Consider the following 24,084-nt stretch of genomic DNA (forward strand, 5'->3'; position numbering starts at 1 on the left):
GTGTTATGGTTAACGCTTCATGCGAATCACGCACAACCACGAATTCTTGTAGGTCAGAATTGGGGATTCGATTCCGGGGGTGGTTCAGGGGTCGCAGAACTGCCTCGCTTCGGGGGTCCAGCGGCCGAATCCGGTGGCGACCATATTGGTGATCACGCGGCACACATAGCGCTTTTGTGCGGGGTCGTTGTTCGGCCCGGCATGGTAGCGGGCGACGGCCATCGACCAGCTCTCGTGGCGCCCCTTCAGCTCGACGAGAAAGCGAGCGGCGTAGTCGACGTTACGGGCGGGCTCGAGCATCTGGCCGACCGAGGCGAACTTTTCGCCATGCCAGCGGTGGTTGATCTGCATGCAGCCCAGATCGATGAGGCGCGCGCCGTCCTGCCTGGCGGCTTCGAAGCGACGGACGGCGTCGGCCGACGAGGCGGCGAAGACGGCCTTACCTTCGATGTTCATGGCGTAAGGCTGCATCGAGCCCTTCCGTCCGGTCTCGGTGAGGCCGACGGCATAGAGGATGCCGGCGGGAATGTCGTAGCGGTCGGCCGCGCGCAGAATCTCGGCCTCGCACGCATTGGCGAAGGCGGGAAATGCGGGAAGCGAAAAGGCGACGACGCTAGATATAAACGCCGCGGCTGCCCTGGCTTTCGCCCGCATTGCGCTCTCCCTCGAAGCTGCCCGTACCGTTGCCCGCGCCGCGCTGGCCGTTCTGGCGGCCGCTCTCGCCGCCTTCATGGGCGAAGCGCTCGCCTCCGCGCTCGAATGCGCCCTGTTGTCCCTGCTGGCCCTGCGACTGCATCTGGGTGGATGGCTGCTGGGTGACCGTCACGCGGTCGATTTCGATGCCTAGCCCGCGCAGGGCCTTGGCGATCTCGTTCGAATCCGCAGCGAGTTTGGAAGTTGCCTCGCGCGTCTCGGCCTGAAGCTCGACGCGCATCTCGCCGCCCTGAAGCGAAAGCTTTGCCGTCACGACGCCGAGCTCCAACGGGTGAAGCTGGATTTTCAGGACGCGCATCGGCTCGGCCGTCTGGGGCTGGCCTGCGCCGGTCGCGGCCGATCGGGCAAGTTCGGGAACTTCGTCGCGGATCGCACCCAGAACGGCCTGCGCGGGGCCCTGGAGGCTCGCGGCGAAGGCGTGGATGGTCTGGACCGACAAGGTGGCGACGGGACGCGCGGATCGATCGCCGGTGCGCGCGTCTGGCAGCGGTCCGGAACGCGGCTGCGTGACGAGCGGCTCGGATGTCGATTTGGAGGTAACATCGCGAGCGCTGGCTTCGCGCGGGCTGGGTTCGACCGGCTTCGCTTCGGCAGATGGCGTTTGCGTGCGGGCCGCGTCGCCGGCGCTGGCGCCGATAGGCTCGGAACGCATCGACGGGCGCTGGCGGTCGTCGATGAGCCGTTCGTCGCGGCGCGCGGCGGCGGCAAGGCGAGCGTCAGGAATCGCCTCGGCGCTTTCCTGTAACGTGGTGGCGGAGGGCTCTGATGCGTCGAGCGGGGCCGGGGCGGGCGCGGCGTTCTCGGTGTCGAGAGCGGTCCCATCCGTGATGGGTGCGTCGTCGCCCCTGGGCATGCGCAGGGCGAGCCAGTCGATATGCGCGCGGCCGGGCGGACGCAGCCTTGTTTCCTGGTCGGCCGGTGTTGCGGTCGACTTCCGATCGCCGACCTCGGGGCGCCAATCCTTGCCGTCGTCGCTGCCTGTGGTTGCAGCGAACAGGCCGTCGCTCGCCGGCTCCGCTTCGTCGGCGTCCAGCAGCGCCGTGTCGTCCGGCTTCTCCTTCGACGCAATCTTGGCGTCGGTGCGTTTGGAGGGGGCATCGCGGTCGAGGAAATCGTCGAACGCGCCGCGCGCATCGGACGTTTCCTCGCGCCCAGGCATGGTGCGGGCGGAAGGGGGTTGCATGGCGGGCATGTCGACGAGGCGCATCAATTCGAACCCTCCAGAAGGCGGTCGATCGCGTCCAGCTTGGCGCGGGTCGACGAGATGTAGCTGTCGGTGTCGCTGGTCGTTTCCGGGTCGATCGCAGCGGGGATCGCCGTTGCCGCTTGCGGGACGTCGGGGCGGTCGACGACGGTCTGCGCGATGTCAGTCGCTGCATCGAGAAGCGCGCGGTCGCCTTCCGACAGGCGCGAGCGGTCGATGGATTGCAACGTCGTCAACGTGTCCGCGACCTGCGGTGTCGCGACGCCGCCGAGATTTGAGTAGAGAAGTGCGCGCGGGTCCTGCGCCGCTTCGCCCCTCGCGAGGCGTTCGGCGAAGGTGATCATGACCGGGTCGTTGGCGATTGCCGCCTGGCGCGACATGCGCAGCGCGATCGTCTCGGCCTGTTCGGGCGTCATCCAGGCGAGGATGTCCGCCATCTCGCCGGCATCGAGGCTGGCGTGCATAGCGGCCAGACCGGAGACGAAGGCTTCGGCGAACTGGCTCGCATAAGGCGAACGCAGGAAGCGGCGCACATAGGCCGACGATGTGCGCGCGAAGACGTCCGGTTTCGACGCGCTCACGGCGATCAGGAGCGCGCGGCGCAGGGCCGCTTCCTCCACCAGCGTGCCGGGGGCGAGCAGGCGCGCGGTGTCGAGATTGACCAGCGCCGCGTCGGGCTCGTCGTTCGACAGCACCGTTCCCTTGACCAGCGCGACGAAGGGCGCATGGTCGTCCAGCGTTGCCGGCGCGATGGTCGCGAGCACGTCGCGCGCGGCCTGAAAATTTCCGCCGAGATAGGCGCGCAAGGCGTCGGCAAGCGGCTTGGACGGGTTTTCGGCGTCGAGCTTCGACAAGGCAAGGTCGAGCGTCACCGGGTTGCCGCCGCTCATCGCATAGACGAGCAGCGCCGAGAGGTTGCGCTGGTCGGCCAAGTCGTCCGGCGTCGCGTTGCGCATGCGCTCGTCGATCATCTCCAGGAGCTTGCGCTGCATCGGCAGGGCCGCGTGGTCACCATTGGCGATGCGGTCCTGCACGAGTTGCAGCGAGCGGATCATCTGGAAAGGCTGGAGCGCCGAACTCGCCGACGCGGCGCCGCTGAGCGCGCCAATCAGGGCAAGAGCGATCCCGAGCCTGGCGAGCGCGGTTCTCATCCCTCGACCTCGAGCAGGATCTCGATGCGGCGGTTGAGCCCGTCGAGCGGGTCCGCGACGTTCTTCAACTGCCGGTCGGCATAGCCGGCGACCTCGCCGATGCGGGTCTCGTCGAGCCCGCCGCGCACCAGCATGTAGTATGCGGCATGGGCGCGGGCGGTGGACAGGCGCCAGTTGTCGTATTCGGCGCTGCGGAACGGACGGCCATCGGTGTGGCCCATGACGGAAACCTTGCCGGGTCGCTGATCGAGCGCGGCGCCGACCTTTTCCATTGCGCGCACGAGCTGGCCGACGGGCACGGCCGAGCCGACCTGGAACATGCCGTATTCGAGATCGTCGGTGAGCGAGATCAGGATGCCCTTGTCGACCGGGGTAACGGTGATGGATTCGTTCAGCCTGCTGTCCTCGCCGAAGGCTTCGGCAAGATCTCCGCGCAGGGTTTCGGCGATGCGTTCGGCGGCGGCGTCACGCGGTTCGGCTTCAGCCTCCTGCGCGTCCGGGCTGGCGGCGACGGGCGCCGGGGGAACCGGTGCGGCGAGGGCGGCGACTTCCTGGCCTTCCAGTTCCTCGACCGCGGGCACTTCGACAATGGCGGGTGCCTGCGGCACCGGCGGGGTCGCCTCTTCGAGAACGAGAGGTTCGGCGTCGGGCAGTGGCGGGATTGCCACCTGCTCGGACCAGAAATCGGGCGCGAACGGATCGCGATAGGATTCGCCGCCCTGGGCACCGGTCGCGGGACCCGAAGTCTGCGCGCCGCCATCGCCGCGCGCGGAAATGTTCTGCATCGTCGCGGTCTGCTGGGCGATCTCCGCGAGAACCGCGAAGGGATCGGCGAAGAGATGCGCGTCGCTGGTTTCGGACTGGTCGCGCTGGCCGGGCGCGCTTCCTTCCTGCCCCGGGCCGGCCATGGCGCTGCGGTCGCCTGCAGGGTTCTCGTTCTGCCAGCCGGCGGTGCCCTCGACGCTTTCCTGCGCCGAACCGCCGGACGGCGTTTCCTGCTGCTGGGTGCTGGGGGTCGGATCGGCCAGCCGCATGGGGTTGAAATAGCTCGCGACGGCGGCCTTGGTTTCCTCGGTGGTGGCGTTGACGAGCCACATGACGAGGAAGAAGCACATCATCGCCGTCATGAAATCGGCAAAGGCGATCTTCCACACGCCGCCATGATGGCCGTGATCGTCATCGCCGCCGCGGCGCTTGACGATGATGATCTCGCGCTTGGAATCGTCGCCGTCGGGCATGCTCATGCGATCACCTCGGACAGCGCGCCGGACCATTCGGCGAGCCGCGTTTCATAGACGGTCTCGTCGATCGAGACGGAGAGATCGGCCCCCGGGGCCTCGACGAAGCGCATGCGTTCCGACGACGTTCCCATTGCCACGCGCAGCGGTTCGTAGAGCGAAGCGGGGCCGCGCACGACGATCTTGACGGCGTCGCTGTCCTGTAGCGCCGAGCGCATGACCTTGACCATTCGATCCACCGACTTGCGGCCAAGATCTTCGGACAGGACGCCCGAAAGGAGACGCGCGGCGGAGGTCGCCGTCAGGTCGACGACGCGGTCCTCCAGTTCCTGAAGGCGGGCAGCGATCGTCGCGCCCATGGTCGAGGCGAAGTCCTGGGAGAGGCCTTCCATCTCGGCACGATGGGTTTCGGCGAGCCGTTCGAGTTCGGCCTCGTGGCGCTCAGTCAGCGAAGCGGCGATGCGCGCCTCGGTGTCGGCGACGGCGCGGTCGAGCCGTGCCTGCCACTCCGCGTCGCTCGTCGCCGATCCGCGTGGCTCGGCGGCCGGCTGCGGGCGGGCGGGCCGTGGCGCGCGCGGGGGGAGGGATGCCGCGCCGAAATCCGGCAGGGCGTCGGAGAGCGCCTGCGTTCGCATCAGGCGGCTTCCTTATGCGCCCATTTGCGCAGGATGAGGGCGGTGCGTTCCTCGTTCAGATCGACCATGCGCGCCAAGCGCTCCTGCGGATTGGGCTTCAGCTTGCGGCGCAGATCGTCGGTGACGTTGCTGGCTGGGGGGCCGGGCAGGGCCTGCGAGGCGGCGGCCGTCGCGGCTTCGTCCGGCGCGGGCAGGCTGTTCTGGACCTCGTCGAAGGACGGGCCGGCAAGGGCTTCCTGCGGGCGGGTCAGCGCGGCCGTCATCGGGCGCAGGCCGAACCACGATACGAGGAAGACGACGACGACGAAGGCGAGCGCGTTGATCATGGTGCCGGTGTGGCGCCCTGCAGCTTCCATCCAGCTTTGCGCAACCGGATCGGCGCCTTCGAGGCCATCCATGAACTCGACGGACGAGACGGTGATGACGTCGCCGCGCGCCTCGGAAAAACCGGTGGCGGACGCCACGACGTTGCGGATTTCGGCGATGCGGGCCTCGATCTGCTCGGGTGTCGGGCTTTCGCCGATGACCGAGGCGAGGCGGGCCTGGTTGACGACCACTGCGATCGACATCTTGGAGACGGAATAGCCGTTGGAGACGGTCGCGATGCGCTTGGAATTGATCTCGTAGTTCGTCGTTTCCTCGCGGCGCTCGCGCTGCTCGGAGGATTCGGGACCGGCGCCGGGGGCGGCCTGCTCTTCGGGCAGGTTCTGCTGGACGGATGCCGCCTGCGAGGCTTCGCGCTGGTTCGACTGATCGTTGGAGCGCACGACCTGCATCGACCGCTCGACACGGCTTTCGGGATCGAAGATCGTCTCCTCGATCTGCTGGCTGTCGGTGTTGACCTCGGCGCGGACAGAGGCGCGGAAATTGTCGTAGCCGAGATAGGGGGAGAGGGCTCGGCGGATATTGTCCTCGACCTGCGATTCGACCGAGCGCTCAACGCCCATCGCGCGGGTCAGCGCCATGTTGTTCGGATCGTCGCCGGCGGCGAGAAGCGTGCCTGCGGAATCGAGCACGGTCACGTCCTCGACCGAAAGGCCCGGTACGGCGGCGGCGACCATGTGACGGATCGACATCGCGGCCTGCGTCGCGTCGTTGCCGGCGGTGCGGATGACGACGGAGGCGGAGGGGCGCTGTTCCTCGCGGCGGAAATTGGCGCGCTCCGACATGACGATGTGGACGCGCGCGGCCTTGACGCCGGCGATCGACTGGATGGTGCGCGCAATTTCGCCTTCCAGCGCGCGGACGCGGGTCACCTGCTGCATGAAGGAGGTGAGGCCGAAGGAGCCGACATTGTCGAAGAGCTCGTAGCCCGCATTGGTCGAGGTCGGCAGGCCGCGCTCGGCGAGGAGCATTCGCGCCGGGCCGGTTCGGCCGACAGGGACCATGACGGTGGTGCCGTCGCTGGCAACGTCGAAATCGATCCCGTTCTCGCCCAGCACCATGCCGATCTGGTTGATGTCGCCCCGGTCGAGGCCGACATAGAGCGTCTCGTAGGTCGGCTTGTTGAGATAGAGCGAGGCCGCGATGACGGTCGCGACGACGAAGGCGCCGACACCGCCCATGATGGCGAGCTTCTGGGGGCCGAAGGCACGCAGATTGTCGAGTAGGGTCTTGAGCTGATCAGGCAAAGGTTTCTCGCTCCGGCAGTACGGGTTGCGAGGACCTTATGAATTCAAGCTTGTGCGAAAATGAAATCGGGCCGCGACAAGCGCGGCCCGATCCATGTCACATCGCGGCTGCCGCTATTAGCGGAAGAGCGAGAGAACCGACTGCGAGTTCTGGTTGGCGATCGACAGCGCCTGGATGCCGAGCTGCTGCTGAGTCTGCAGAGCCGAAAGGCGAGCCGATTCGGCGTTCATGTCGGCGTCGACCAGAGCGCCAACGCCGCGATCGATAGCGTCCATGAGCTTGGACGTGAAGGCAAGCGACGAGTCGATGCGTGCCTTGGAGGCGCCGAGTTCAGCGGCGGCCGAGCGCATGTCGTCCAATGCCGTTTCCGCCGTTGCCGCATCGGTAATGCCGCCGACAGATGTTGCGAGATCAAAGGCCGTCACGTCCAGCGTGGTCGTTCCGGTGCCCTTGGTGTAGCCGCTGACTACCGTGAGATCGCCGCCGGTGACGAGAAGGTTCTGACCTTCGAAGTCGGCTGCAGTCGCGATGGCCTCGACCTGCTCGGTGAGCTGCGTGATTTCTGCATCGAGGGCATCGGTATCAACGCCGCCCTGCTCGTATGCCACCCACTTCGCGAAGATCTGTTCGGTCAGCTTGATGGCTTCTTCAAGGCCCGTGTAAGCGGTGTCAACGACGGCGGCGCCGAAGCCGAGCGAGTCCTTGACGGCCGACAGCGCGCTATTCTGCGCCTTCATGCCGGTCGAGATCGACCAATAGGCAGCGTTGTCCGAAGCGCTCGAAACGCGCTCGCCCGTGGCGATGCGGTTCTGCGTCGTTGCGAGGTTCTTGTTGGTGGTCTGCAGCGTCTGCAGAGCGGTCATCGCGGAGGTGTTGGTGAGAAGCGAAGTCATGTTCGTTGCCCCTGTGTGTACAGAAAACTCTACGGGACATACCGGGCTTATCCGGTGCGACGGAGCGGCATCATGCCTGTGACATCCCCTCGTTGAGCGTCAGTCCGTCGTGCCTCGTGATTCATAGAGGCGAGGTCTTAACGAGGTGTTTCACAGGTTGCTTATTTTCGGGGGAATGGGGTTTTTCGTAAGTGAGACCCTGCCTCGCGGGTTCGGCGCGAGGGGTCAATTCGGAGGAAAACCGGTCAGGAAATCGACCGTACCAGACTGCCGACAAGCAGGTTCCAGCCGTCGATCAGGACGAAGAACAGGATCTTGAAAGGCAGGGCGACAACGGTCGGGGGTAGCATCATCATGCCCATGGCCATGGTGATGGTCGCGACGATCAGGTCGATGACGAGGAAAGGCAGGACGATGAGGAAGCCGATCTCGAAGCCGCGCCGGATTTCCGAAATGAGAAAGGCGGGGACGAGGATGCGCATGTCGACGACATCGCCCTCGGCGATTGCCTGGCCGCGCTCGGCCGCGAGGTCGGCGAAGAGGGCGAGGTCCTGGTCGCGCACGTTTCGCAGCATGAATGCGCGGAAAGGCTCGGCGATCTCGGTGACCGCTTCTTCTTCCGAGATTTCGTTGTTGATCAGCGGCTGCAGGCCGTTCTGCCAAGCGGTGTCGAAGGTCGGCGACATGACGTAGAAGGTCATGAAGAGCGACAGGGAGATCAGGATCAAATTCGCCGGAGTCGAGGGCAGGCCCATGCCGGCGCGCAGGATCGACAGCGCGATGACGAAGCGGGTGAAGCTTGTCACCATGATCAGGATGCCCGGCGCGACGGAGAGGACCGTCAGGATGCCGAAGAGCTGGATGATGGTGCCGACCGTCGAGCCGTCGGTCTGTCCGGTCAGCGCGCCTAGGTCGAGCGTCTGGGCTCCGGCCGATCCCGTCAGCCAAAAAAAGGCGATGGCGTAAGCGAAGACTTTCATTCGAACAGCAGCGTCCGGATCAGGACACCCTTCACCTTGCCTTCGGAGCGGATGCGGGCGATGTCGTCGAGATCGGCCTTGAAGTGGCGGTAGCCTGATGCGCCCTCGATCTGGTGCGGCTTGATCGTGCGCAGGAAGGCGAGGATGTCCTGATGGACGGCTTCGCCGACGAGTTCGTCGACCTCCTGCTCGAAGAGGAGCGTGGTTTCCAGCCGCGCCCACACATCCGCCGGGGCGGCGAGGGCGGTCGTGATGGCGGGAAGCGGCAGGAGCGCGAGGCTCGATTCATGTTCGCCCGCCTCGGCGCCGGCGATCGCCTCGGCGGCTTCGGCCTTTGCGGCGCTCGCCTCCGAGCCCAGCATGTCGCCGAGAAACCAGCCGGCACCGACGGCACCCGCCGTCAGCACCAGGAAGACGATGCCGGTCACGACGGCCGAGCCGCCTTTCTTCTTGTCGCCCGTCTTGTCTTCGATCGCCGTTGCCATTCCTGCGATCTCCTAGAAGGGAAGCACGGTGTCGACGACCTGCTGGCCCCAGGTCGGCTGCTGGACTTCGGACAGGCGTCCGCGTCCGCCGTAGGAGACGCGGGCTTCGGCGATGCGCTCGTAGGAAATCGTGTTCTCGGCGCCGATGTCGGACGGGCGCACGATGCCGGCGATGGTGAGGATGCGCAGTTCGGCGTTCACGCGCACTTCCTGCGAGCCCATGATCAGGAGATTGCCGTTGGGCAACACGTCGGTCACGACGGCGGCGACGCGCATGTTGATCTGTTCGGAGCGCTCGGTGGTGCCGCGGCCGGCGCTCTGGCTATTGCCCGAGGCGGAGAGGTCGAGGCCACCGCCGGTGGATGCCGCTTCCCACGACGCGTTGCCGGACAGGCCCATCGTGCGGTTGGAGGTGCGGCGGCGGTCGGATTCGTTGTTCAATTCGGCCCGGTCGTTGATCGAGATCAGCACGGTCAGGATGTCGCCATTGTCGAGCGCGCGGGCGTCGGTAAAGAGCCGGCTCTGGCGATCATCCCAAAGCGAGTTGCGACGCACCTGCGGCGCATCCGGGTTCGGGTAGGTCATGGTCTGCTTCGTGCCCGACACGACGCCGTAGCCGACCGGCGTCAGCTTCGGCTCCTTGCCGAGTTCGGCGGTCTGCGAACAGCCGGCGAGGGTCAGTAGGGCGAGAGCGGCAATGCCGTGGCGAGCGATCATGACGGGTCCTTTTCGCGCGCGGCGCTCGCCATGATCGACGTCACGCCGGCAGCGGCCTTCGTTTCCATTTCATTCATGATGATGCCGGCCTTTCGGGCGTCGAGCTTCATCAGGATGCCCGCGGCAAGCTCCGGTCCGAGTTCGGTCAGGCGCTCGGCGGCGGCGTCGGGGCGCATGCGGCCGTAGATGTCGACGACATTGTCCTGCGCCTTGGCAAGGAACGTCTCGCGGCGGCGAAGCCATTCCTCGTATTCGGCGCGCTTTTCCTCGAGGGCGGCGATGCGGGCATCGACCTCGGCCTGGAGGCTGCGCAGTTCCTCGGCCTGAAGCGCGTAGCGCTGGTCGCGGGCGGCGTCGGCGATGTTGGTGCAGAACCGCTCGGCATCGTTGGAGACGACTTGCGTTTCCTGCGTTGCGGCAGGGCCGGCGGCTAAGACAAGGCAGCCGGCAATCGCCGAAAGCCGCAATGTCTGGACGAAGGTCGAGTGTGTCATCGCGCGGCCTACTGCACCACCAGCTCGGCCTGAAGCGCGCCGGCGGTCTTGATGCCCTGGAGAATGGAGATGATGCCGTCGGGCTTGACGCCCAGACGATTGAGCCCGGCGACCAGCGTCTCGAGGTTCGGCCCGTCGAGAAGCGCGACCTGCGCGTCGGGCTGCTGGACGTCGATCTGGGTGAAGTCCTCGATCGCCGTCTGTCCGTCGGTGAACGGATCGGGCTGGACGACCTGCGGCATTTCGGTGATGCGGACCGTCAGCGTGCCGTGGCTGATCGCCACGCGCGCGATCTTGACGTCCTGACCGATGACGATGGTGCCGGTGCGCTCGTCGACGACGACGCGGGCAGGGGTGTCCGACTGGACGACGAGGTTCTCGATCTCGGCGTAAAAGCGCGCGGTCGATACGTTCGCCGGCCGCGTGATCGCGACGGTGCGCGCGTCCTGCTCGGCGGCGACCGCCGTGCCGAAGCGCTGGCGGGCGTAGGTGTTGATCGCGTCGGTGATGCGCACGGCTGTCGAGAAATCGGGGTTGCGCAGTTGCAGGGTCAGCGTCGTGTCGCCGTTGAACGAGCCGGGAACCTGACGCTCGACGATGGCGCCGTTCGGGACGCGGCCGGCTGTGGGGACGCCCTGCGTCAGCGTTTCGGCCGCCCCTTGCGCGGTGAAGCCGGAGACGATGACGCCGCCTTGCGCGACGGCATAGATGTCGCCGTCGGGCGCGCGCAGCGGGGTCATGACGAGCGTGCCGCCCTGAAGCGAGGCGGCATCACCCATCGACGAGACGTTGACGTCGATGCGGGCGCCGGACTGGACGAAGGCGGGCAGGTTGGCGGTGACGATGACGGCCGCGACATTGCGCGAGCGCGCGGCCGACCCTTGAGAGGCGATGCCGAGATTTTCGAGCATCGCGCGGATCGACTGTTCGGTGAAGGGCGAGTTGCGCAGGCTGTCGCCCGAGCCCTGCAGGCCGATGACGAGGCCGTAACCGACGAGCTGGTTGTCGCGCGCGCTCTGGAGCGTCGCGACGTCCTTGATGCGCGAAGTCGCGCCGGCCGGCAGCGCGAAGGTTGCGAGCGCAGCCAGGATGATTATCGCGATGCGCTTCATGATGCGGAGACCCGGACCGTGCCGTCGGCCATGACGACGCCGGAGACGACGGCGCCGGAATCGAGATTGCGGATGCGCACGATGTCGCCGGTCGAGCCCGGCTGGAGCGGAACGCCGGTGACGGAAATGACGAGCGGGCCCTGCACGAACTGCATCTCGACCGGCTTGCCGGCCTCGACGACATAGGCCTCGCGCAGCGCGGCGACCGCGACCATGCGGCCGGGCAGCAGCGTGTTCTTGGCGACCTTGCCGGCGAACTGCTCCATGTCGAGCGCGTAGATGGAGGGGTTCGGAAGCTGGCGGCGCAGCGGCACGACTTCGAGCAGGTCGAAGCCGATTTCCTGGCCCGGATAGATGACGCGCGTCGGCACCACGACCGTTTCCTGCGCGGCGGCGATGGCCGGGGCGAGGAGGGCGAGGGCGGCGAAGGCGATGCCGATCATGCGACGCGACATGGCGTCTTACCTCATGTTCTGCGAAACGGTCGCCGCCATCTGGTCGGCGGTGGTGATGACCTTGGAATTCATCTCGTAGCCGCGCTGGGCGTTGATCAGCTCGGTGATTTCGCGAACCGGATCGACGTTGGAGCTTTCCAGATACCCTTGCGCGATGGTGCCGAGGCCGGCGATGCCGGGCAGGCCCTGAACCGGATCGCCCGAAGCGCCCGTCTGGCGGAAAAGATTGTCGCCGAGCGGGGCGAGGCCGGCATCGTTGGCGAAGGCGACGAGGTTCAACTGGCCGAGTTCGGCCGGCTCTTCCTGGCCGGGGATGCGGGCGAAGACCTGGCCCGAGCCGTTGACGGTGAAATCGAGCGCGTTTTCCGGCACGACGATGTTGGGCAGGACGCGCATGCCCTGCACCGTTACCACCTCGCCCTCGGCATTCAGGTTGAACGCGCCGGCGCGGGTGTAGAGCACCTCGCCGTCCGGCCCCTCGATCTCGAACCAGCCGCCGCCCTGGATGGCGAGGTCGTGCGTGTTGCCGGTGGTGGCCAGCGCGCCCTGCATGTGGACGTTGCGCACGGCAGCCAGCTTGACGCCGAGGCCGAAGCTCGCGCCTTCCGGCACGACGCCGGTATCGGCACGCGCAGGCACGCCCTGCAGGCGGTCGACCTGGTAGAGAAGATCGGTGAACTCGGCGCGGGCCCGCTTGAAGCCCGTCGTGTTCAGGTTTGCGATGTTGTTGGCGATGACTTCGAGATTGGCCTGCTGGGCCGTCATGCCCGTAGCCGCGATGGCGAGCGCTTTCATGGTGTCGTCTCCGTCAGATCTGCATGCGGCTGATTTCGAGGTAGGAACTCACGATCTTGTCGCGGATCGCGATGGCTGCCTGGAGCGACTGCTCGGCGCTCATGACCGCGTCGACCACTTCGCGCGTCTCCAGTCCGCCCTGCATCCCCTTGAACGAGGCCTGCTCGGCGTTCTGAAGCTTGCCGATGGTCGCCATGGCGGTGTCGCCGAGCGCGTCAGTGAAGCTCTGGCCGATGGAGGGCGCCTGCGCGGGCTGCGCGAAAGCGGCTTCGAAAGGCTTGGCGGCGCCGCCAACGTTCTGGAGGCCGGGAATGGCAGTCAGCATCAGGTGCTCCGCATCAGGTCGATTGTCATGGAGATGAGTTCGCGCGCCTGCTTGATGACCTGCAGATTCGCGTCATAGCCGCGATTGGCCTCGCGCATGTCGGCCATCTCGATCAGCATGTTGACGTTGGGCATGCGCACATAGCCGTTGGCGTCGGCCGCCTCGTGACCCGGCAGATATTCGAGCGGGAAGGCGGTCTGGTCGTTGGCGATCGAGGTGACGTTGACGAAGGAGCCGCCCGAGGCGCGGTCGAGCTCGGCCGCGAAGGTAATGGTCTTGCGCTGGAACGGATCGGCGCCGGGCGTCGAGGCGGTCGACTGGGCGTTCGCCATGTTTTCCGAGACGATGCGCAGCCGTTCGGACTGCGCGCCGAGGCCGGAGGCGGCGACTTTCATGGAAGTGAGAAGCGGGTCCATCTGCGTCAGCCTCGCGTCGTCATGAGATACATGCGGTGAAAGGCCTTCACGATGCCCGTATTGAGCTCCAGCCCGCGGCGGACTTCGCCCGCCTTCATCAGTTCTTCCTCGATCGCCACCGTGTTCTTCGACGGCAATTCGGCGCCGGAGATTTCATTCTCGCGGATCTGGAAATCCTGGCTCGTTGCGCCGAGCGAGACGTGGTTGACATGCGTCTGCTGCAGCGAGACGCGGGTGTTGGACAGAACCTGTTCGAACGGCTCGATGTCCTTCGACGCGTAGCCGGGCGTGTTCACATTGGCGATGTTGCCCGACACCGTCGCCTGACGGACCGAAAGCCACTTGGCCTGTTCGGAGGCCAACGAGAACAGGTTGACTGGTTGCATGACATATTCCTCGATCTTGACGAGGAACCTAGCGGGCCAGTCTTGCGTCAGCCTTGCGGATGGTTACTCGACGGTAAAGATCGACCCGCTCGAATTGACGAGCACCCATTTTCCCTCGCGCTGTTCGATCGATGCGACCGTCGTCGCGTCGGGAAGCGGCGAGCCGGGCTGGACGACGAAGAGGCCGCCGTCATCCTCGATCATGGCGCGGCCATTGGCGACGTGGACGAGGCGATAGACGGGAAGTTCGCCGGGGAAGGGCTGGTCGGCCACCGCTTCGCGCGGCTCGTCGGCGCCCGGCGTGCCGGTCGCGAAGAGATCGAGCTCCATCACCGGAAACTCGTCGGGCGTCATCGGCGCCATGACGAGAGGGGGCTGGACCGTCGAGGCATCCGGGCGGCCCGGCGTCATGTTGCCGGAAAAGCGCATTTCCGGCGGGGAGAACTGGTCCTGATTGAGGAATACGTACCAGGGAAAGACCGCGCAGGCGAAGGCGAGGCCGAGCCCGCCGGCGGTGATGACGATGTCGCCCTTCGTCAGCCCGCGCCGGTGCAAGAACCGCTTCCAGGCGGTGTCGTGTTGGTCAGTTTGCAGCGGGCGCAACGGGTTGCTCCTTGGGCTTCAGGCCGGTGGCCAGATCGGCGAACGGGTCCCGTGAGGGACCGTCATGCGGGGATTGCGCGAGCGCGGCATAGACGAGCGGCACCTGCCGGACGGCCTGGTCGAGCTCGTGGTCGGCGCCGGGCTGGTAGCCGCCGAGAAGGCGGATGTCGCGGGTATCCTCGAAGCGGGCGATCAGCGCCTTGAGCATCGTGACCAGCTTGCGCTCGTCCGGCGACCACGCCTTGGAACTCAGCCGCGAGACCGATGCCAGCGGATCGACCGGCGGATAGCGGCCCTGCTCGGCGATTGTGCGTTCCAGCACGACGTGGCCGTCGAGAATGCCGCGCGTGGCGTCTGCGACCGGGTCGTTGTGGTCGTCGCCATCGATGAGGACGGAGAGGATCGCGGTGATCGACCCTTCGCCGGCGGGGCCGGGACCGGCGCGTTCGAGAAGCTTGGGCAGGTCGGTAAAGACCGAGGCGGGATAGCCGCGCGCGACGGGCGGTTCACCGGCTGCGATCGCGACCTCGCGCAGGGCATGGGCGTAGCGCGTGATCGAATCGAGGACCAGAAGCACGCGGTCGCCGCGGGCGCGGAAATATTCGGCGACGCTCATCGCCGTCTCGGGCGCGCGCCGGCGCATCATCGCGCTCTCGTCGCTGGTCGAGACGACCGCGACGGTCTTGTTGATCGCCTTGCCGATCGTGTCTTCGAGGAATTCGCGCACCTCGCGGCCGCGCTCGCCGATCAGCGCGACGACGACGGTGTCGAAGGCGTCGGCATTGGCGAGCATCGCCAGAAGCGTAGACTTGCCGACGCCCGAGCCGGCGAAGACGCCCATGCGCTGGCCGTAGCAGAGTGGGGTGAAGATATCGATGATCTTGACGCCGGTGCGAAACGGCTTGTCGACGCGCTGGCGCGACATGGCCGCGGGCGCGGACCGCGCCTTGTCGGACGTTCCCGGAGCGACGGGGCCGAAGCCGTCGATCGGCCGGCAAAGCGCGTCGATGGCGCGGCCGCGCCACGAGACGTCGGGGGCAAGGCTAAGCGGGCCGACGATCGTGACCGTCTCGCCGACGCCCGCATCCGCCGAGCGGTCGAAGGGCGAGACCATCACGCCGGACGAGGCGATCTGCACCACTTCGCCGAGCTTCAGCCCGGCGCGCGAGCGCAGTTCGACGACGTCGCCGAGGCGCGCGGTGCGCGTCAGCCCGTCGACCATGATGTGGGTGGCGGTGACCTCGGTCACGCGTCCGCCGGAGCGCACGAGCCCGTCGGCATCGGCAAAGCGCAGATGCAGCCGTTCGAGCGCTTCGAGTGCCGTCGGGACCGGGATGGATCTCATGCTATGCGCCCAGCGCCTTCACCGCTTCGTCGAGCTTGCTTTCGCTGCTGCGGGTCAGTGCCGCCATGTTCTCGAAGGCGCGCTGGACCTGGATCAGGCGCGTCATTTCCAGCACCGGGTCGACGTTGGAATTCTCGACGAAGCCCTGCATCACGCCGACATCGATCCGGTCGACGACGGGCTGCGGTTCGGTCGGCGGGACGACGCCGGAATTGCCGTAGCGGACGAAATCGGCGCCCGGCGTGAATTCGAACAGGCCGATGCCGCCGACAAGATTGCCGCCCTGGCGGATGATGCCGTCGGCCGAGACGACCGGTGGGCCGGCCTGCGGGTCGAGGATGATCTCGGCGCCGCCGGCATCGACGACCGGATGGCCCTCGATCGAGACAAGCTGGCCGTTGGGCTGAATGGTGAAGCGGCCGTCGCGGGTCATGATCAGGCCCTGCGGGGTCTGGATGCCGAACCAGGCCTCGCCCTTGATCGCCATGTCGAGCGGATTGCCGGTTTCCTTCATGCCGCCCGATGCGGTCGACAGATAGGTCTCGCCGGTCGACACGAACGACATCGAGCCCTTGCCCATGCCGGAGACGAGGTCCTCGAACTTCACGCCGGTGGCGCGAAAGCCGACCGTGCCGGCATTGGCGACGTTGTCGGCGATGGTGGTGAGGCGACGCTCGAGCGCGACCTGGGAGGATAGGGCGACGTAGAGTCCGGGCTGCACGGGCGAGACCTCAGCTTTTCATTCGGGCGATGGTGAGAAGGACGTCCTGCGAGATGCCGAACTCGGGCTGCTGGAACAGAACCAGCGCCGGATTGCTCGCGGCGCTCGACGGATTGTTCATCTCCCACATGGCCGCGAAGCGGGAGAGGAACTTGCCGAGCGCGACGGGGTCCTTGAAATCCTCGATGTCGAGGCGGCTTTCGAAGAACTTTACCTGCTTGTCGATGTCGGCCTGCGCGAAGGCGTCTGGAAGGCCGAGCGCGCCGCGCACGACCTGGCCGAGCGCCCTGTCGCCCAGCACCTCGAACCAGTTGGAGATGCCGCCGGCCTTGCGCTCGAAGTAGAGCGCGAGGCGCACGCCCTCGTTCTGCGTGCCGGCATCTTCTTCGAGCGTCTGGCGCAGATAGCTGCCGACGGCGAGATCGCCTGCCTTGGTGAAGGTGGTGGCGCTCTCGCCATATTCAGCGAAATTGTAAGCCTGGACGAAGGCGAGGAGCTTTGGCTCCTCCTCCTCGTCCTTCGCCAGCGCCTCGACGCCCTCGATGCCGCCGGCGAGCAGTTTGCGGATGAATTCGGGATCGCCGGCGCGGTCCTCCAGCCCGTAGGCGCGGATCGCATAGTCGTAGAGGCGCTCGTTGGCGATGAGGCCTTCGGCGGAGGTGACGGTCGGGATGGTCTGCAGGTAGTAGGCCGTTTCGGCCTTCTGCGTCTCGGCAGGGATCAGGTCGCGCTTGGCGGCGAGGGCATAGAGATCGATCGCGCCCGTCTGCGCCGGATTGTACGTCGTCGCGCCCGCGCCGTGCCTGTCGAAGTCGAATGCCTTTGCGAATTCGGCGTAGCGCTTGTCGGTCAGCTTGTTGGCGAAGGAATCGGGATCTTCGACGCCCTCTTCGAGCACCTTGACCATGAAGGCCTTGGCATAGGCCATGTCCTGCAGGCCGAATGCCTTCATCGCATAGTTGAAGAGACGGTAGTCGTCGACGAACTCCTCGATCGTCGTGACCTTGGAGATGTTGGCGAGGTAATGGTCGGTCTCGCGCCGGACCACCGGCTGCGCCTCGATGCGCTCCAGCGAGCGGTCGAGATTGCGCACGATGTTCTGGTAGGTCGCAAGCGTCCCGATCACGGCCGAATCCCCTCATCATCCAAATCGATAGGGCGGCATAGCGCGAGCGGCTTGCGCGAAGCTGGCAGTGCCACCGTTCAAGCCTCGCGCAAGCCGCAGGGGCTAGAGAGGAGCGGACTTGGCACGGGAAGGATCGTCGTGGGCATTCTCATTGGTTTCGTAGTCATCTTCGGTTGCGTCTTGGGCGGGTACATGGCCATGGGCGGCCATCTCGAGGTTCTCTACCAGCCCTGGGAGCTGGTCATCATCGGCGGTGCCGGGGTCGGCACCTTCCTGATCGCCAATCCGCTCTCGACCGTGAAGGACGCCGGCAAGGCGACCATGGAGGCGATCAAGGGCGCGGTGCCGAAGGAGCAGGACTATCTCGAAGTGCTCGGCGTCCTGCACTCGCTGATGCGCGAGCTGAAGACCAAGTCGCGCAACGAGGTCGAGGCGCATATCGACAATCCCGAGGAATCCGCGATCTTCCAGGCCTATCCGACGGTGATGAAGAACAAGGACCTGATGAACTTCATCTGCGACTATTGCCGCATCATCATCATCGGCAATGCGCGCCCGTTCGAGATCGAGGCGCTGATGGATGAGGAAATCCACACCATCCGCCACGACAAGCTGAAATCCTATCATGCCCTGACGGTCGTCGGAGACGCGTTTCCCGCGCTCGGCATCGTCGCCGCCGTTCTCGGCGTCATCAAGGCGATGGGCGCCATCGACCAGTCGCCGGAGATTCTCGGCGGCCTCGTCGGCGCAGCGCTGGTCGGCACCTTCCTTGGCATCTTCCTGAACTACGCCGTGGTTGCCCCGGTTGCGGCCAAGATCAAGGTGGTGCGCGAGAAGAAGAACCGGCTCTACATCATCGTCAAGCAGACGCTGCTCGCCTACATGAACGGCTCGCTACCGCAGGTCGCACTCGAATTCGGGCGCAAGACGATTTCCGCCTATGACCGCCCGACGATCGACGCGGTGGAACAAAGCACTTTGAATATGGGTGGCGAACCGGCCAAAAAGGCTGCCTAATCGCCAAGTGATTCTCGTCAAGGTCCAGTAATGCCGCCTGCTCTAACGTCGCCAGCGCCCATGCGCAGCCCGATCGTCGAACGTCTCGTCGGCGAAACGGGCGAGCCGCAGCGCGTCGCGGATGCGGCGCGGGCGCTGGGCATACGGGTTATCCCCCAGATTCTGAGCGACATCGAGGAACTGGTCTCCTTCCCGCTCGAGATGGAAGTCGACGCCATCGACGTCGTCCGTTTCGGCGAAGCGCGGCCGAAGCGTCCGCAGTTCGAGGCGATGTCGATCGTGAAGTCGAAGTCCTCGCCGGATGCGCTCGCAATCCTCGCCGGGGCCGATCTGGTCGGGCTTCTCGTCGGCGCCGTCTTCGGCGGCGATCCGGATCTGCCGGCCGAACCCATCACGCGCAAGCCGTCGCCGATCGAGCTCGAACTGGTCGCCTCGCTGTTTTCCAGCGTCGCCAAGGCCTTCAACGGTTCGGGCGACCGGGCGCTGGACCTGCGCTTTCCCCTCGAGGCACCGACAAGCGGAGCCGATCTCGCCAAGCTGGCGTTGCGCGACGGGCCGGGGGTGAAGATCACCTTCAAGCTGTCGTCCTCGGCCGGGTTCGGAACGCTCTCGGTGACCATGCCGCAGCGCGTTCTGCTGACCCATCGCGGCGAGGCGACACAGGCGTCGGCCCCCGGTGCCGCCACGCCCGGCGCCTGGAAGGCGCGGTTCGGTGAAGAGGTGATGCGCTCCAGTGTGGCGCTGGAGGCGACGATCCCGCTCTCGAAGATGACGCTGACCGAACTGACCCAGCTCAGGATCGGACAGGTGATCGAATTTCCGCAGGATGCGCAGGCCAATACGCGCCTGTCAGCCCGGCGCAAGACAGTATTCGTATGCGAGTTCGGCAAGCTCGGGAATCACTTCACCGTTCGCGTCCGCCATCCCTACGATGCGGGCAAGGAATTCATGGACGGCCTGATCTCGGGCTAAACGGACTTGACTGGGGACGACATGACCAAGGCGCAGGCGGCGAAGCCGGAAGACATCGAGGAAGATCAGCTCAACCGCGCGATCGAGGAACTGCGTGGCGTGCTGAACGAGAGCGAAGGCGCCTCGGCGGCCGATGCCGGCAAGATCGCCGGCGGCGCAAGGCCCGCATCGGCCAGTGCCGGCACGGGCGAGCCGGCCGGCAATTCGATCATCATGAATATCCCCGTCGACGTGCAGATCGTGCTCGGCTCGACCGAGATGCCCGTTTCCGAACTGATGGCGCTGCAGAAGGGTTCGACCGTCGCGCTCGACCGTCGCATCGGCGAGCCGGTCGACATCGTCGTCAACGGCCGCAAGATCGCATCGGGTGAAATCACGGTGCTGGAAGACGACCCGTCGCGCTTCGGGGTCAAGCTCACCCAGATCGTGGACACGACCAAGCAAGGCTGATGAAACACGCCAACGCCCCAGCCGAGGACCCGCGCAGCGCCGCCCATGCGGCGACGCATGGCCTTTCCAAGGCGCAGAAGGCAGCCGCCATCCTGGTGGCCATGGGCAAGCCGTCGGCCGGCAAGCTTCTGAAGTTCTTCAAGCAGGAAGAGCTGAAGGCGCTGATCGAGGCCGCGCGGATGCTTCAGACGATCTCGCAGAGCGAACTGGAGCGGATCGTCGCCGAGTTCGAGGGCGAGTTCACCGAGGGCGCGGGCCTGCTCGATTCCAGCGACAAGATGAACAGCCTCCTGAGCGACACGTTCTCGCAGGACGAGGTCGACGTCATCATGGGGCGCGGCAAGCCGGGCATCATTGTCGACACCTCGCCGACCATCTGGTCGAAGCTCGACGACATGGACCCGGCCAAGGTCAATCAGCTTCTGGCCGACGAGCATCCGCAGACGATCGCGGTCGTGCTGACCGCCATGAAGCCGCCGGCAGCAGCCAAGGTGGTGCTGACCTTCGCCAAGGCGGAGCGCAGCGACATCATCCGCCGGATGCTGGCGCTCAACACCGTACAACCGGCCGCGCACAAGCTCATCGAGGGCCAGTTGCAGAACCGGATCGCCGAGCAGTCGAAGTCGAAGAATGTGGGCGCGGCGCAGGCGCGCGTGGCGAGCCTGCTCAACGAACTCGACAAGTCCGAGCTCGACGAAGTGATGTCCGATCTCGAAGCGTCCGGCCAGACCGATGTCGCCGCGCTTCGCTCGCGCCTGTTCTCTTTCGACGACATCCTCAAGCTCGACCAGAAGTCGCGCGTCGCGCTGTTCGACGGGCTGTCGACCGAGATCGTCACGTTGTCGCTGCGCGAATGCGACGGGGCGCTGCGCGAGGCGGTTCTGTCGGCGATCGGCGCGCGCTCGCGGCGCATGATCGAGTCCGAACTGTCGGCCCCGGCCGACGTCAATCTCGACACGATCATGAACGCGCGCAAGTCGATCGCATCGACGGCGCTCCGCCTTTCCGGCGAAGGCCTCGTCGAACTTCCGTCCCTCGACAACGCGGCCTGACCGCGCTGAGCGATGAGCGAGAGCGACGACAAGGAAAGCAAGACAGAAGAGGCGACCGAGAAGAAGATTCAGGACAGCCTCGACAAGGGGCAGATCCCGGTCGCCAAGGAAATCTCGTCCGTCGCCTCCTTCCTCGCCATCCTGACCTTTTTCATGTTCTTCGCCCAGAACGGGGTGATGGAGCTCGGCGCGTTCCTTTCGATCTTCCTCGAGCGGCCCGACGAGTGGAGCCTTTCCACCCAGCCCGACGCCGTCAACATCTACCGGCTGGTGGTGATGGAGATCGCCAAGGTGCTGGTCGCCCTTCTGGTCCTGATGATGCTGGCGGGCATCGTCGCTTCGGTGATCCAGAATATGCCGCGCATGGTGCTGGACCGCATCCAGCCGAAGCTGTCGCGCATCTCGCTGAAGAAGGGCTGGGACAGGATCTTCGGCCAGCAGGGCTGGGTCGAATTCGGCAAGTCGCTGGGCAAGATCTTCATCGTCGGCGGCTTCGTCGTCTTCGCCATGCGCGAGGCGCAGACGCGGCTCCTCGACGGCATGCTGACCCCGCCCGACGTGTTCGCCGGGACGATCCGCCAAATCGCGATCGAGATCGTCGTTTCCATCGTCCTGATCATGGTCGTGATCGCGGCGGCCGATCTCTTGTGGTCGCGGTTCCACTGGCGCCAGGAACTGCGGATGACGCGGCAGGAGGTCAAGGACGAGATCAAGCAGACCGATGGTGACCCGATCGTCAAGTCGCGCCTGCGCTCGCTGCAGCGTGACCGGGCCCGCCAGCGCATGATGACGGCGGTGCCGACCGCGACGCTCATCATCGCCAACCCGACGCACTATGCGATCGCGCTTCGCTATGCGCGCGACGAGATGGCCGCGCCGACGGTCATCGCCAAGGGGCAGGACCTGATCGCGCTCAAGATCCGCGAGATCGCCGAGGAGAACGGCGTACCAGTATTCGAGAACGTAGACCTCGCCCGCTCCATGTATAAGCAAGTTTCGGTCGATAAGGTGATCCCGCCTGAATTCTATCAGGCTGTCGCCGAACTCGTCCGTATCGTCTACGGCGCCAAGGCACAGCCTTCCGCGGGAAGACAAAAATGATAAAGCAGCCCCATACCGAAGCCCGCGAAATCATCGTCGCCGATGCGATCAGCGACGTCGTCAGCGAGCTTCGGCTCGTCGACATCGCCGATTACATCGCCTTCATCCGCATGGAGCGGTTCGCCTCGGTGGCCGACCTCGTGGATTCGGCGGCGGAGCTCTACTTCATGCCGGGAACGCTGCGGCTCGGGCATGGCGGCGAGGCGCATGCCTGCTGGGCGCTGCCGCCCAGGATCGCACTCGACCTCGAACTGCATCCGCGCGGCGCCAAGGTTTTCTTCACGCTGACGCTCGCCGACGAGACGGCGTCGGTCGAGCTCAACTACGTCTCGTTCGACGATGCGTCGGACGATGCCGACCTCAACACGATGCGGCTGAAGACGAGCCTCGACGATGCCCGGCTGCGTGCCAGTGAGCCGCTGCGAAAGGCCGGTTGATCCGGTTGATCAGGAGATGATGCCGGCGCGCAGCGCCTTGGCGACGGCGTGCATCCGGTTGACGGCGTCGAGCTTTTCGGCGGCTGCGGCGACATACTGGTTGGCCGTGTGGACCGACAGGCCGAGGCGCTCGGCGATCTGCTCGCTGGTCAGGCCGTCGGCGGTCAGCCGCAGGCATTCGATGTCACGCTTCGACAGGCCATGCCTGGCGCGTGGCTCGGGCGCCCGCAACTGGCAGGCGGCGCGGAAAAGCGCGAAGGCACGCAGATGCGCGCGCATCGAGCGGTCCTCCTCGACCGTCATCTCTGGCCCGCTCAGCGCGACGAGCCCGCGCCGTCCGCACGGCGAATGGACGGGCAGGACGATGCTCGCCTCTTCGTTGACGAGCGCCGGAACGGTCGCCTGTCCATGATGGGCCGGCAGTTCGCGATCGGCGGAGAAGATGGTGGGCTGCGCGCGCGTCACCGCCTGCTGCAGTTCGGCGGAAACGCCCGGCGCGCTCAGCGCATGCGAGAGCGCGGAGAGGCCGGGATAGCTGGTGTCCAGGAATGGCTGCAGCGCGAGCCGGCCTTCGCGGTAGGCTGCGAAGACGATCGCGAAACGCTTGGCGCCCATCATTGCGGCAAGGTCCTGACCACGCTCGACGACGTCCAGAAACGCGCGCGAGACCTCGCGCTCGATCCTGTCGGCGGCGATCTGCGGTGAGGGGCCGTCGTCGAACATCAGATCATGCCGGCTCGGATCGCGGTGGCGATCGCCATGGCGCGGTTTGTGGCCGCGACCTTCTGGATCGCCTTGGCGATGTAGGCGTTGATCGTGTTGGCCGAGACGCCGAGGATTATCGCGACCTCCTCGGTCGTCTTGCCTTCGGCGACCCAGCTCAGGCATTCCTTCTCGCGCACGGAAAGCGGCGAGGCGATCTCGGCCTTGGCCGTCAGGCGCTGCGAGATGGCATAGATGGCGCGCATCTGGGCGAGTTCGGCTTCCTCGGTGCAAAGCGCGGTGCCGTCGCCGGCGCAATAGACGGCCACGAAAAGCGCCTCGCCGACCGGAAGGCTCTGACAGATGATGCTCGCATAGCCGCTGTCGCGCGCAGCGGCGGAAATGTCGGAAGGAATCGAGGCCGCGTCGAGCGCGACGATGCCGGCGGCGTCGCCCGGCGCGCAGGCGATGCCGGCGCGGGCGAGGCGGTCGAGACCGTCCGAGCCGATCTCGGCGATCATGTCGAACGGCCAGTCGCAGGCGATCAGGCCGACGCTGCCGGTCTGCGGGCGGTGTTCGAAGAGGAGATAGGCATCGGCGCCGATGCGGCGGGAGAAGCCGCGCATCAGGACACCGAGTTCACGCAGGCCGGAAGATGCGATGCGGTCGGTGCGGAAGGTCGAGAAGGCTTCGGTCATCGCAGGTGTCGTCGTCCCAAATCGGTATCGGCCGGGCGGCGCGAAGGACGCACCAACCCATCGCCGCCATGTCGCCATGGCAGTCGCAAAACGCATTGAACTCTCGACAAAGCGAAGTCGCCCCCGCGGGATCTTCTGCGAGCCGACGCCAAGCCCGGCGTCTGTGGCGGTTCGCGAAGCACCACACATCCCTGTCAACAGAGGTACGTAAAGGCTTGATTCGCGTCA

Annotated in this window: 29 protein-coding genes; 6 read left to right on the plus strand and 23 right to left on the minus strand. The window is 66.1% G+C overall.

The window, feature by feature from the left end; genetic code table 11:
• Nucleotides 1-84: 84 nt before the first annotated feature.
• From ACT6QU_RS03170 to ACT6QU_RS03270, 21 genes are all read right to left on the minus strand, one after another.
• Nucleotides 85-654 carry a transglycosylase SLT domain-containing protein gene (locus ACT6QU_RS03170; RefSeq protein ID WP_444563774.1) on the minus strand — a complete coding sequence of 190 codons (570 nt, stop codon included), beginning with the start codon at nucleotides 652-654 and terminating at the stop codon, nucleotides 85-87.
• On the minus strand, nucleotides 614-1,921 hold the full coding sequence (gene fliK, locus ACT6QU_RS03175) for a flagellar hook-length control protein FliK (protein ID WP_444563808.1): 1,308 nt from the start codon (nucleotides 1,919-1,921) through the stop codon (nucleotides 614-616). Before fliK ends, ACT6QU_RS03170 begins: the two co-directional genes overlap by 41 nt.
• Nucleotides 1,921-3,069: a chemotaxis protein gene (locus ACT6QU_RS03180; protein WP_444563773.1), complete on the minus strand. Its 1,149-nt coding sequence runs from the start codon at nucleotides 3,067-3,069 to the stop codon at nucleotides 1,921-1,923. The genes fliK and ACT6QU_RS03180 overlap by 1 nt, the downstream gene beginning before the upstream one ends.
• Nucleotides 3,066-4,313, minus strand: a complete 1,248-nt coding sequence (locus tag ACT6QU_RS03185; protein WP_444563772.1) for a MotB family protein — start codon at nucleotides 4,311-4,313, stop codon at nucleotides 3,066-3,068. Before ACT6QU_RS03185 ends, ACT6QU_RS03180 begins: the two co-directional genes overlap by 4 nt.
• On the minus strand, nucleotides 4,310-4,942 hold the full coding sequence (locus tag ACT6QU_RS03190) for a hypothetical protein (protein WP_444563771.1): 633 nt from the start codon (nucleotides 4,940-4,942) through the stop codon (nucleotides 4,310-4,312). Before ACT6QU_RS03190 ends, ACT6QU_RS03185 begins: the two co-directional genes overlap by 4 nt.
• Nucleotides 4,942-6,573, minus strand: a complete 1,632-nt coding sequence (fliF, locus tag ACT6QU_RS03195; RefSeq protein ID WP_444563770.1) for a flagellar basal-body MS-ring/collar protein FliF — start codon at nucleotides 6,571-6,573, stop codon at nucleotides 4,942-4,944. Before fliF ends, ACT6QU_RS03190 begins: the two co-directional genes overlap by 1 nt.
• Before the next feature lie 117 nt (nucleotides 6,574-6,690).
• Nucleotides 6,691-7,467, minus strand: coding sequence for a flagellin N-terminal helical domain-containing protein (locus tag ACT6QU_RS03200; protein WP_444563769.1), 777 nt, complete (start codon nucleotides 7,465-7,467; stop codon nucleotides 6,691-6,693).
• A 245-nt stretch (nucleotides 7,468-7,712) separates the two neighbouring features.
• Complete coding sequence (gene fliP / locus ACT6QU_RS03205; protein WP_024587697.1) at nucleotides 7,713-8,447, minus strand: flagellar type III secretion system pore protein FliP; 735 nt, start codon at nucleotides 8,445-8,447, stop codon at nucleotides 7,713-7,715.
• A complete protein-coding gene (locus ACT6QU_RS03210) occupies nucleotides 8,444-8,932 on the minus strand; it encodes a flagellar basal body-associated FliL family protein (protein WP_444563768.1) in 489 nt (162 codons plus the stop codon). The genes fliP and ACT6QU_RS03210 overlap by 4 nt, the downstream gene beginning before the upstream one ends.
• A gap of 12 nt (nucleotides 8,933-8,944) precedes the next feature.
• Nucleotides 8,945-9,646: a flagellar basal body L-ring protein FlgH gene (flgH, locus tag ACT6QU_RS03215; RefSeq protein ID WP_444563807.1), complete on the minus strand. Its 702-nt coding sequence runs from the start codon at nucleotides 9,644-9,646 to the stop codon at nucleotides 8,945-8,947.
• Nucleotides 9,646-10,143, minus strand: a complete 498-nt coding sequence (locus tag ACT6QU_RS03220) for a MotE family protein (protein WP_444563767.1) — start codon at nucleotides 10,141-10,143, stop codon at nucleotides 9,646-9,648. The genes flgH and ACT6QU_RS03220 overlap by 1 nt, the downstream gene beginning before the upstream one ends.
• 8 nt (nucleotides 10,144-10,151) lie before the next feature.
• Nucleotides 10,152-11,255, minus strand: a complete 1,104-nt coding sequence (locus ACT6QU_RS03225) for a flagellar basal body P-ring protein FlgI (RefSeq protein ID WP_444563766.1) — start codon at nucleotides 11,253-11,255, stop codon at nucleotides 10,152-10,154.
• Entirely contained in the window at nucleotides 11,252-11,710 is a 459-nt protein-coding gene (gene flgA, locus ACT6QU_RS03230; RefSeq protein ID WP_444563765.1) for a flagellar basal body P-ring formation chaperone FlgA, read from the minus strand. The genes ACT6QU_RS03225 and flgA overlap by 4 nt, the downstream gene beginning before the upstream one ends.
• 6 nt (nucleotides 11,711-11,716) lie before the next feature.
• Nucleotides 11,717-12,505, minus strand: a complete 789-nt coding sequence (gene flgG, locus ACT6QU_RS03235) for a flagellar basal-body rod protein FlgG (RefSeq protein ID WP_024587691.1) — start codon at nucleotides 12,503-12,505, stop codon at nucleotides 11,717-11,719.
• A 13-nt stretch (nucleotides 12,506-12,518) separates the two neighbouring features.
• Nucleotides 12,519-12,830 carry a flagellar hook-basal body complex protein FliE gene (locus ACT6QU_RS03240; protein WP_444563764.1) on the minus strand — a complete coding sequence of 104 codons (312 nt, stop codon included), beginning with the start codon at nucleotides 12,828-12,830 and terminating at the stop codon, nucleotides 12,519-12,521.
• On the minus strand, nucleotides 12,830-13,246 hold the full coding sequence (gene flgC, locus ACT6QU_RS03245; protein ID WP_024587689.1) for a flagellar basal body rod protein FlgC: 417 nt from the start codon (nucleotides 13,244-13,246) through the stop codon (nucleotides 12,830-12,832). The genes ACT6QU_RS03240 and flgC overlap by 1 nt, the downstream gene beginning before the upstream one ends.
• 5 nt (nucleotides 13,247-13,251) lie before the next feature.
• A complete protein-coding gene (gene flgB / locus ACT6QU_RS03250; protein WP_024587688.1) occupies nucleotides 13,252-13,632 on the minus strand; it encodes a flagellar basal body rod protein FlgB in 381 nt (126 codons plus the stop codon).
• Nucleotides 13,633-13,695: 63 nt separating this feature from the next.
• Nucleotides 13,696-14,187, minus strand: coding sequence for a hypothetical protein (locus ACT6QU_RS03255; RefSeq protein WP_444563763.1), 492 nt, complete (start codon nucleotides 14,185-14,187; stop codon nucleotides 13,696-13,698).
• A gap of 28 nt (nucleotides 14,188-14,215) precedes the next feature.
• A complete protein-coding gene (fliI, locus tag ACT6QU_RS03260; protein ID WP_444563762.1) occupies nucleotides 14,216-15,580 on the minus strand; it encodes a flagellar protein export ATPase FliI in 1,365 nt (454 codons plus the stop codon).
• Nucleotide 15,581: 1 nt separating this feature from the next.
• Nucleotides 15,582-16,301, minus strand: a complete 720-nt coding sequence (gene flgF / locus ACT6QU_RS03265) for a flagellar basal-body rod protein FlgF (protein ID WP_444563761.1) — start codon at nucleotides 16,299-16,301, stop codon at nucleotides 15,582-15,584.
• 10 nt (nucleotides 16,302-16,311) lie between these two features.
• The gene (locus tag ACT6QU_RS03270; protein WP_444563760.1) at nucleotides 16,312-17,427 is read right to left on the minus strand and encodes a DUF1217 domain-containing protein; all 1,116 of its coding nucleotides are present in this window, start codon (nucleotides 17,425-17,427) and stop codon (nucleotides 16,312-16,314) included.
• Nucleotides 17,428-17,565: 138 nt separating this feature from the next.
• On the opposite strand from ACT6QU_RS03270, the gene motA reads away from it, so the two are divergent.
• From motA to ACT6QU_RS03300, 6 genes are read left to right on the plus strand one after another with little or no spacing between them, the layout of a single operon-like run.
• A complete protein-coding gene (gene motA, locus ACT6QU_RS03275; RefSeq protein WP_024587683.1) occupies nucleotides 17,566-18,444 on the plus strand; it encodes a flagellar motor stator protein MotA in 879 nt (292 codons plus the stop codon).
• 60 nt (nucleotides 18,445-18,504) lie between these two features.
• On the plus strand, nucleotides 18,505-19,416 hold the full coding sequence (locus ACT6QU_RS03280) for a FliM/FliN family flagellar motor switch protein (protein ID WP_444563759.1): 912 nt from the start codon (nucleotides 18,505-18,507) through the stop codon (nucleotides 19,414-19,416).
• Nucleotides 19,417-19,437: 21 nt separating this feature from the next.
• Entirely contained in the window at nucleotides 19,438-19,866 is a 429-nt protein-coding gene (gene fliN, locus ACT6QU_RS03285; RefSeq protein ID WP_444563758.1) for a flagellar motor switch protein FliN, read from the plus strand.
• A complete protein-coding gene (locus tag ACT6QU_RS03290; protein ID WP_444563757.1) occupies nucleotides 19,866-20,918 on the plus strand; it encodes a flagellar motor switch protein FliG in 1,053 nt (350 codons plus the stop codon). The genes fliN and ACT6QU_RS03290 overlap by 1 nt, the downstream gene beginning before the upstream one ends.
• A 12-nt stretch (nucleotides 20,919-20,930) precedes the next feature.
• Nucleotides 20,931-22,019: a flagellar biosynthesis protein FlhB gene (flhB, locus tag ACT6QU_RS03295; protein WP_444563756.1), complete on the plus strand. Its 1,089-nt coding sequence runs from the start codon at nucleotides 20,931-20,933 to the stop codon at nucleotides 22,017-22,019.
• Nucleotides 22,016-22,456 (plus strand): hypothetical protein, encoded by a 441-nt coding sequence (locus ACT6QU_RS03300; protein ID WP_444563755.1) that lies wholly within the window; start codon nucleotides 22,016-22,018, stop codon nucleotides 22,454-22,456. The genes flhB and ACT6QU_RS03300 overlap by 4 nt, the downstream gene beginning before the upstream one ends.
• Before the next feature lie 9 nt (nucleotides 22,457-22,465).
• Here ACT6QU_RS03300 and ACT6QU_RS03305 read toward each other — a convergent pair whose 3' ends face one another.
• Nucleotides 22,466-23,179 (minus strand): response regulator transcription factor, encoded by a 714-nt coding sequence (locus ACT6QU_RS03305; protein ID WP_444563754.1) that lies wholly within the window; start codon nucleotides 23,177-23,179, stop codon nucleotides 22,466-22,468.
• Nucleotides 23,179-23,856 (minus strand): helix-turn-helix transcriptional regulator, encoded by a 678-nt coding sequence (locus tag ACT6QU_RS03310; RefSeq protein ID WP_444563753.1) that lies wholly within the window; start codon nucleotides 23,854-23,856, stop codon nucleotides 23,179-23,181. Before ACT6QU_RS03310 ends, ACT6QU_RS03305 begins: the two co-directional genes overlap by 1 nt.
• Nucleotides 23,857-24,084: the final 228 nt, after the last annotated feature.

It is taken from the genome of Aliihoeflea sp. (assembly GCF_052435475.1).
In the GTDB taxonomy this organism is placed as follows: domain Bacteria; phylum Pseudomonadota; class Alphaproteobacteria; order Rhizobiales; family Rhizobiaceae; genus Aliihoeflea.

Coding starts and splice junctions, on each gene's coding strand:
- ACT6QU_RS03180 (WP_444563773.1), bottom strand. CDS start 3,069: ATGAGAACCGCGCTCGCCAGGCTCGGGATCGCTCTTGCCCTGATTGGC.
- ACT6QU_RS03280 (WP_444563759.1), top strand. CDS start 18,505: ATGCGCAGCCCGATCGTCGAACGTCTCGTCGGCGAAACGGGCGAGCCG.
- ACT6QU_RS03200 (WP_444563769.1), bottom strand. CDS start 7,467: ATGACTTCGCTTCTCACCAACACCTCCGCGATGACCGCTCTGCAGACG.
- flgB (WP_024587688.1), bottom strand. CDS start 13,632: ATGCAACCAGTCAACCTGTTCTCGTTGGCCTCCGAACAGGCCAAGTGG.
- flhB (WP_444563756.1), top strand. CDS start 20,931: ATGAGCGAGAGCGACGACAAGGAAAGCAAGACAGAAGAGGCGACCGAG.
- flgC (WP_024587689.1), bottom strand. CDS start 13,246: ATGGACCCGCTTCTCACTTCCATGAAAGTCGCCGCCTCCGGCCTCGGC.
- ACT6QU_RS03220 (WP_444563767.1), bottom strand. CDS start 10,143: ATGACACACTCGACCTTCGTCCAGACATTGCGGCTTTCGGCGATTGCC.
- ACT6QU_RS03240 (WP_444563764.1), bottom strand. CDS start 12,830: ATGCTGACTGCCATTCCCGGCCTCCAGAACGTTGGCGGCGCCGCCAAG.
- fliP (WP_024587697.1), bottom strand. CDS start 8,447: ATGAAAGTCTTCGCTTACGCCATCGCCTTTTTTTGGCTGACGGGATCG.
- ACT6QU_RS03225 (WP_444563766.1), bottom strand. CDS start 11,255: ATGAAGCGCATCGCGATAATCATCCTGGCTGCGCTCGCAACCTTCGCG.
- ACT6QU_RS03305 (WP_444563754.1), bottom strand. CDS start 23,179: ATGTTCGACGACGGCCCCTCACCGCAGATCGCCGCCGACAGGATCGAG.
- ACT6QU_RS03310 (WP_444563753.1), bottom strand. CDS start 23,856: ATGACCGAAGCCTTCTCGACCTTCCGCACCGACCGCATCGCATCTTCC.
- ACT6QU_RS03170 (WP_444563774.1), bottom strand. CDS start 654: ATGCGGGCGAAAGCCAGGGCAGCCGCGGCGTTTATATCTAGCGTCGTC.
- fliN (WP_444563758.1), top strand. CDS start 19,438: ATGACCAAGGCGCAGGCGGCGAAGCCGGAAGACATCGAGGAAGATCAG.
- fliK (WP_444563808.1), bottom strand. CDS start 1,921: ATGCGCCTCGTCGACATGCCCGCCATGCAACCCCCTTCCGCCCGCACC.
- flgA (WP_444563765.1), bottom strand. CDS start 11,710: ATGTCGCGTCGCATGATCGGCATCGCCTTCGCCGCCCTCGCCCTCCTC.
- flgG (WP_024587691.1), bottom strand. CDS start 12,505: ATGAAAGCGCTCGCCATCGCGGCTACGGGCATGACGGCCCAGCAGGCC.
- ACT6QU_RS03185 (WP_444563772.1), bottom strand. CDS start 4,313: ATGAGCATGCCCGACGGCGACGATTCCAAGCGCGAGATCATCATCGTC.
- ACT6QU_RS03290 (WP_444563757.1), top strand. CDS start 19,866: ATGAAACACGCCAACGCCCCAGCCGAGGACCCGCGCAGCGCCGCCCAT.
- ACT6QU_RS03300 (WP_444563755.1), top strand. CDS start 22,016: ATGATAAAGCAGCCCCATACCGAAGCCCGCGAAATCATCGTCGCCGAT.
- fliI (WP_444563762.1), bottom strand. CDS start 15,580: ATGAGATCCATCCCGGTCCCGACGGCACTCGAAGCGCTCGAACGGCTG.
- ACT6QU_RS03210 (WP_444563768.1), bottom strand. CDS start 8,932: ATGGCAACGGCGATCGAAGACAAGACGGGCGACAAGAAGAAAGGCGGC.
- ACT6QU_RS03190 (WP_444563771.1), bottom strand. CDS start 4,942: ATGCGAACGCAGGCGCTCTCCGACGCCCTGCCGGATTTCGGCGCGGCA.